Origin of the sequence: Algibacter sp. (assembly GCF_049667265.1) — a bacterium.
GTDB lineage: Bacteria > Bacteroidota > Bacteroidia > Flavobacteriales > Flavobacteriaceae > Algibacter_B.
In genome coordinates this window covers 23,420-30,011 of the sequence record NZ_JBATHX010000215.1, presented here as the reverse complement: position 1 = coordinate 30,011, position 6,592 = coordinate 23,420, and the positions used below count along the sequence as shown (strand labels likewise).

The following is a 6,592-nucleotide window of genomic DNA, read 5'->3' as shown; positions in this document are numbered from 1 at the left end:
ATACGTTTGAGTTAGTCACAAATAAAAAAGTATTTAGTTCCTGTCTCTAATAGTAAGATGATTCAATAGTGGCGTTAAACAATAAAAAACTATTCATGTAAAAGCGGGATTGAAAAGTTTGTTTGATGCTGCTATGAATTCATTCCCAAAATTTGTTAAATTGTAAAACTGAATACTGGCAAGATTTAGAACTCATCTCAAATGTATAATTATGAAGTTAAAAAGCAATATATCAATAACAGTACTTTTCAGTTTCATATTTTTTCTCATGATGTCATGTAATGAAAAATCATTAAATGGCATTGATGAAAGCACCTCTGATGATATTGGGCACCCAAGTTTAATTTTAACAAAACAAGGTGTTAAAGATATAAGAGCCAATTTAGGAAATATTCCAATTTTTGATAAAACCCTAGCAGCCACTCAAATAGAGGTTGATGCTGAGATTGAAAATGGATTTGACGTACCGACACCTAAAGACTATTCTGGTGGTTATACTCACGAAACGCATAAAAAGAACTATGTTTTAATGCAAAAAGCTGGTGCTTTGTATCAAATTCTCAATGATGATAAATATGCCCAATTTGTTAAAGACATGTTGTTTGAGTATGCCAAGCAATATCCAACATGGCCTATTCATCCAAAACCACGATCGTACGCTAGAGGTAAATTATTTTGGCAATGTTTAAACGATTCTAATTGGTTGGTGTATACAAGTCAAGCTTATGATTGTATTTATGATTTTTTAACAGAAGAAGAACGCAATACTTTAGAAACAGATTTGTTCAGACCTTTTGCGGATCACATATCAAAAGATAGTCCGCAATTTTTTAACCGCGTTCATAACCACGCAACTTGGGGAAATTCGGCTGTAGGAATGATTGCGCTAGCAATGGATGATGCTGAGCTATTAGATAGAGCATTAAATGGGGTTACAGATGAAAGTTTTGATCCAGATGAAAAGGATAATGATGGTGGCTATATTAGAAAAGAAGGTCAAAAAATAGGTTTTTATGCTAATGTAGATGAACCTTTTTCTCCGGATGGATATTTTACTGAAGGGCCTTATTATCAGCGTTACGCCTCATATCCATTTTTAATTTTTGCACAGGCACTTCAAAATAAAAAACCAGAGCATAAGGTATTTGAGTATAAAGACGGTGTGCTTATAAAAAGTGTCAATGCTTTATTGAATTTATCAAATGCTAAGGGCGAATTCTTTTTGTTGAACGATGCTCAAAAAGGCATGTCGTATTATAATGCGTCTTTAATTTCAACAGTTGATATTGGGTATCATTTTGGAGGAAATAACCCAGAATTATTAAGTATTGCTAAAATGCAAGATGAAGTAACTCTTGATGACGCGGGTTTAGCAGTAGCTTTAGGGATTAAAGAAGGCAAGGAAAAACCATTTGTTAAGAAATCAATAGAATTATCAGATGGCGCTAATGGCGATGAAGGTGCTGTTGGAATTCTTCGTCATGATGATTTAGAATTAGTATTTAAATATACGGCGCACGGATTGAGTCATGGACATTTTGATAAATTATCGTTTGCACTATTTGAAGCTGGTGAAGAGGTAGTTCAAGATTACGGCATGGGTCGTTTTGTAAATATTGAACAAAAAGGAGGAGGTAATTATTTAAAAGAGGGTACCACTTGGGCTAAACAGACAATTGCTCACAATACTTTGGTGCAAAACGAAACTTCTCAATTTCAAGGAAAGTATGATATTGGAAGCAAATTTCATTCAAATAGATATGTTTTTAGCGTAGAGGATGAAAATGTAAAAGTTGCTAGCGCAAAAGAAGACAATGCGTATCCAGAAACCAAGCTTCATAGAACTATGGTTACTATTAAGGATGAAAATTATGAAAGCCCCTTTATATTAGATATTTTAAGAGTTACATCTGAAAGTGCTAATCAATACGATTTACCATTCTATTTCCTAGGGCATATTATGCAAGCCGATTTTGAATATTCAAAATTGAACACACCAGAAATTTTAGGAAAATCTGATGGGTATCAGCATTTGTATAAAGAGGCTTCAGCTTCTGTTAAAGATGGTAATATTAAATTAAACTGGTTGCTTAACAATAAATTCTACACATATTCTGCCGTTTCAAATAACAAAGATGAAGCCATTATCGGTAGAATAGGAGCAACTGACCCAGACTTTAATTTGCGTAACGAGCAAACATTAATCTTAAGAAAAAAGAATGTAAAGAATGCTCTATTTGTATCAACCATAGAATCTCATGGAACATATAATCCAGTATCTGAATTAGCTGTAAACGCTTATAGTCATATAAAGAATATTGAAGTTGTGCACGATTCTAAAGAATACACAGCAATTCAGATTGATACTAAAAATGATAAATCAAAAGTCTTTATCATTTCAAACGAAAATAATGATAAAGATAAAGAGCATAAATTAACAATAAACAATAAAGAGTATACCTGGAAAGGTGCTTATAAATTAACAGAAAACAATTAAATAAAAAATTATGAACCTTCCATTTCGAGAGCTTGATACTCAAGGGAATCATGATATGGAAGCAACATATAACCTTTAAAAATCAATAAATATAAACAATATGAAAAGAGTTAGTGAAAAGTATGTCATTGCAAAAGACATGGAATGGGAAGTACTTGGTGGAGGAGTATCAAGAAAGTTTTTAGGTTACGATAACCAAATTATGATGGTAAGCGTAAAATTTGAAAAAGGTGCATTAGGTGCACCACATCAGCATTTTCACACGCAAGCTACCTATTGTGTTTCAGGTAAATTTGAATTTGAAATTGATGGAGTAAAACAAATTGTAGAAGCAGGAGATGGCGTGTACATTGAACCAAATTTATTGCATAGTGCAGTATGTTTAGAAGAAGGACAATTAATTGACACCTTTAGTCCTGTAAGAGAAGATTTCTTAACTGGTAAAGGACCGTCTTATTTTGGAGATAAAAAGTAATAAGTAAAAAATCTGCTAGCCATTACGAGAGGTTTAAAATAGTTTTATTTTTAGGGTTTTAGGATAAATCCCACCCACGTACGGCATATAGCAACTTTTACTTATAAGGTATCTTAAATAAATGCATTTCGCCCGATAATAGAGTGTTTTATGGAGTAAATGTGTTAAATTATATTAAATATTTGTTAAAACGAAAAATTAGTATATATTTGGGAAACCAAACTGGTTAACCAATTAAGAGGTTGCAAATTACAAATGTTTATTTCTTAGAGTAAACGTATTATTATCTACGTTCTTATTAGAATTGGTTTACATCTTTTTAAAAGTAATTAAAAAAGCTTAACCATTATTAACTTTAAAACTAAATTAAAAATCAAATTAACTAATTATGAATTTGAAAACTAAGCTATTTTTTATGGTTTTATTGACATTCAATATTACCATATTTGCACAGAGTAGTACCACTATAAAAGGTACTGTAGTGTCTGCAGCGGATAACATCCCAATACCAGGCGTAAATGTAATTGTTTTAAATACAACCATAGGTGCATCTACAGATTTTGATGGTTTGTACCAAATTGAAGCAAAAAGCGGCGACGTATTACAATTTTCATATATTGGATATGTTACCAAAACAGTAATTGTCTCAGGTCAAAAAACTATCAATGTAGCGTTGGCTGAAGATATAGCTCAACTAAATGAAGTAGTTGTAATTGGTTATGGAGACCAAAAACAAAAAACTATAACAAGTGCATTAACTAAAGTTGATGGTAAAGACCTTGAAAATATTTCAGTAGCTCGTGTTGAAGATGCACTTCAAGGTAAAGTTGCTGGTTTAAGAATTCAAACTGTGGCCTCAGAAGCAGGTGGGGATCCTAAAATTACATTAAGAGGGCCAGGGTCAATTACAGGTTCATCATCTCCTTTAATAGTTGTTGATGGTATTGTTTTAGGTACTGATGCCGATATTTTAGGAACTATTGATAATAATGATATTGATTCTATAAGTGTTTTAAAAGATGCTTCATCGGTTGCTATTTACGGATCTCGTGGAGCAAATGGTGTAATATTAGTAACCCTTAAAAAAGGTGTTGCTGGAAAAACAAAATTCTCTTATAACACATTTACTGGATATAAGTATGCCCTTAATAATGACAATTTTAATACCTCTATTTCAGATGAAAGAGCAAGGTTAAATGGATTGCAAGGTGTTATTGATGGTATTTCAGTTGATAGCCCAAATTATGATAGGATTACCGGTGATTATAACTCAGCCTATGCAGAGCTTGAAGCTATGGATTTTTTAGCATCCTTAGGCGATGGTGAACAAAACTGGCAAGATAAAATTTTCCCTGGTGGAACTATAACAATCCACTCTTTAGCTGTGAGAGGTGGAACCGATTTAACAAATTACACGGCTTCATTAGGCTATCTTGAAGATGAAGGTATCGCATTAAAAGATAATTTCAAGAAATATACTGCTAGAATAAAAGTAGACAGTAAATCAAAAAACAAGAAAATTAAGTTTGGAGCTAGTTTAAATGTTAATTATAATGATCAAGATAAATTACCAGCAAGATTTACAGATCCATTAAGACAATTAGGGCATTTGCCACTTTATTTAAATGAAGATCATTTAGATTATGTTACTAATTTTTCTACTGATGTTGGAGTTTCAACTGATGCTGGTAAATTATTCGAGAATCTTGGTGTTGGTAGTTATGGCTTTTCAAGAGCTTTTGATCACGTTTTTACACAAGACCCGAATGACCCAAGAAGAATTCTTAGAGATCCTAGTACAGGGCTTCCGGTAGCTAGTGATTTAACTTCAGGCGGATTAACATTGTCAACCACTAAAAATGTGCATCCAATGGTGTTTTTCCTAGAAAGATCTAGAAAAAAGAAAAAATTAAGTTTAAATGCATCATCATACATTGATTTTGAATTAGCTAAAGGACTTAATTTCAGACAAACTATTTCAAGCGTTTTTAGACATAATAAGAATAATAATGCTGACTATTTATTTTCTCAAGAAAACAGAGATCAAGAGTCTTTTAGACAAGAAGAGCGCGATGAATTAAATCAATTTGCTTTTGAATCACTTATAAAATATAATAAAAGTTTTGGGAAACATAACTTAAACTCAGTATTTGGATTTGAGTATACCCAAAGAGATTTTTATACTCAAGAGACCGAGGCTGTAGGTTATACTAATGATTTCAATAACAATATTGCGCTTGCAGATAACGGTACTACTTTTACTGATAATGGAACTGATAAATTAGTTTCATATTTTGGAAGAATTGATTATAATTATAATGAAAAATATTTGTTGCAAGTATCTGCACGTACTGATGGTAGCACAAGATTTGGCCCAAACACAAGATTCGGGTTTTTTCCAGCAGCGTCTGTTGGTTGGATTATGTCAAACGAAGATTTCTTAACATCAAGCGATTTTGTAACATTTTTGAAATTAAGAGCCAGTTACGGTGTTTCAGGGTCTAATGAAATATCTAACAACATATTTGAATCCCTTTATAGATTTGAAGAAACCTTTGGTACTATTGGTTATAACGGACAAACGGGTGTAAAAGGATTGACTTTAGCAAATCAAGATTTAGGTTGGGAGAAATTAGTTGAATTTAACCCCGGTATAGATGTTACATTTGGTAGAAGTCTTCTAAATTTAACTTTAGATTATTATACTAGAACAAGTGAAGACCTAATTCTATTTGCTCCAATCGCTGGTACTTATGGCGCAGATAATTGGTTGCAAAATATTGGTGAAGTTAAAAATGAAGGTGTTGAAATTGAATTAAATTCGAGACTGATAACCAACGAAAACTTTAGCTGGGCTGCGTCTGGTCAATTTTCTTTAAACAGAAATGAAGTTATGAGTTTAGGGCAAAGCAACCAAATTATTTCTGAAATTGCACAGGACACTAGGGCTACACAATTTATAGCCAGAGTAGGGCAGCCAATAACCTCATTTTATGGTTGGGTTTACGAAAAAGAAATTCCGTTAGAGTGGGTTGATAATCCATTTAATAGGTTTAATAATGATTTTGCTGATGTTTATGTGAAAGATTTGAATAACGATGGTATTATTGATGATGAAGATAGAACAGAGTTAGGTAGTCCATATCCTGATTTTACTTGGGGATTCAATTCAGATTTCACTTATGAAGATTTCGATTTTTCTTTTCAATGGCAAGGATCTCATGGAGCTGAGGTAAGGGTTGCAGATTTAGATCAGTTGTACTATGCTAGTGAATCAGCTGTTAATGAGCTTGCTAGTTTTCCTGATAGAGATTTAACTGTTCATAGAAGATTTACTGACGATCACATACAAGATGCATCATTTGTAACTTTAAGAAATATAACTTTAGGTTATACTTTGCCAGAATCATTTACTTCAAAAAATGGTATTGATAGGCTAAGATTCTATTTAACTGGCGAGAATTTATTGTTCTTTACAGCTAAAGGTTATGAAGGATTTAACCCAGACGCGTCTGGTCAAACTTCCGATAATGCAAATACCCCATTAACATCTGGTTACCAAAGAGGGGATGGACCTGTAGTTAGAACAATTTCAGCAGGGATTAACTTTCAATTTTAAT

The 6,592-nt window shown here is 32.6% G+C and carries 3 protein-coding genes; all 3 read left to right on the top strand.

Translation table 11 applies throughout. The features are described 5' to 3' along the window. Positions 1-211: 211 nt before the first annotated feature. The 3 genes from WBN21_RS08015 (at position 212) to WBN21_RS08005 (ending at position 6,591) form a co-directional block, all read left to right on the top strand. Entirely contained in the window at positions 212-2,497 is a 2,286-nt protein-coding gene (locus WBN21_RS08015; RefSeq protein WP_424199136.1) for an alginate lyase family protein, read from the top strand. Positions 2,498-2,597: 100 nt separating this feature from the next. Next, positions 2,598-2,972: a cupin domain-containing protein gene (locus tag WBN21_RS08010; RefSeq protein WP_424199134.1), complete on the top strand. Its 375-nt coding sequence runs from the start codon at positions 2,598-2,600 to the stop codon at positions 2,970-2,972. A gap of 415 nt (positions 2,973-3,387) precedes the next feature. Continuing rightward, on the top strand, positions 3,388-6,591 hold the full coding sequence (locus WBN21_RS08005; protein ID WP_424199132.1) for a SusC/RagA family TonB-linked outer membrane protein: 3,204 nt from the start codon (positions 3,388-3,390) through the stop codon (positions 6,589-6,591). Position 6,592: the final 1 nt, after the last annotated feature.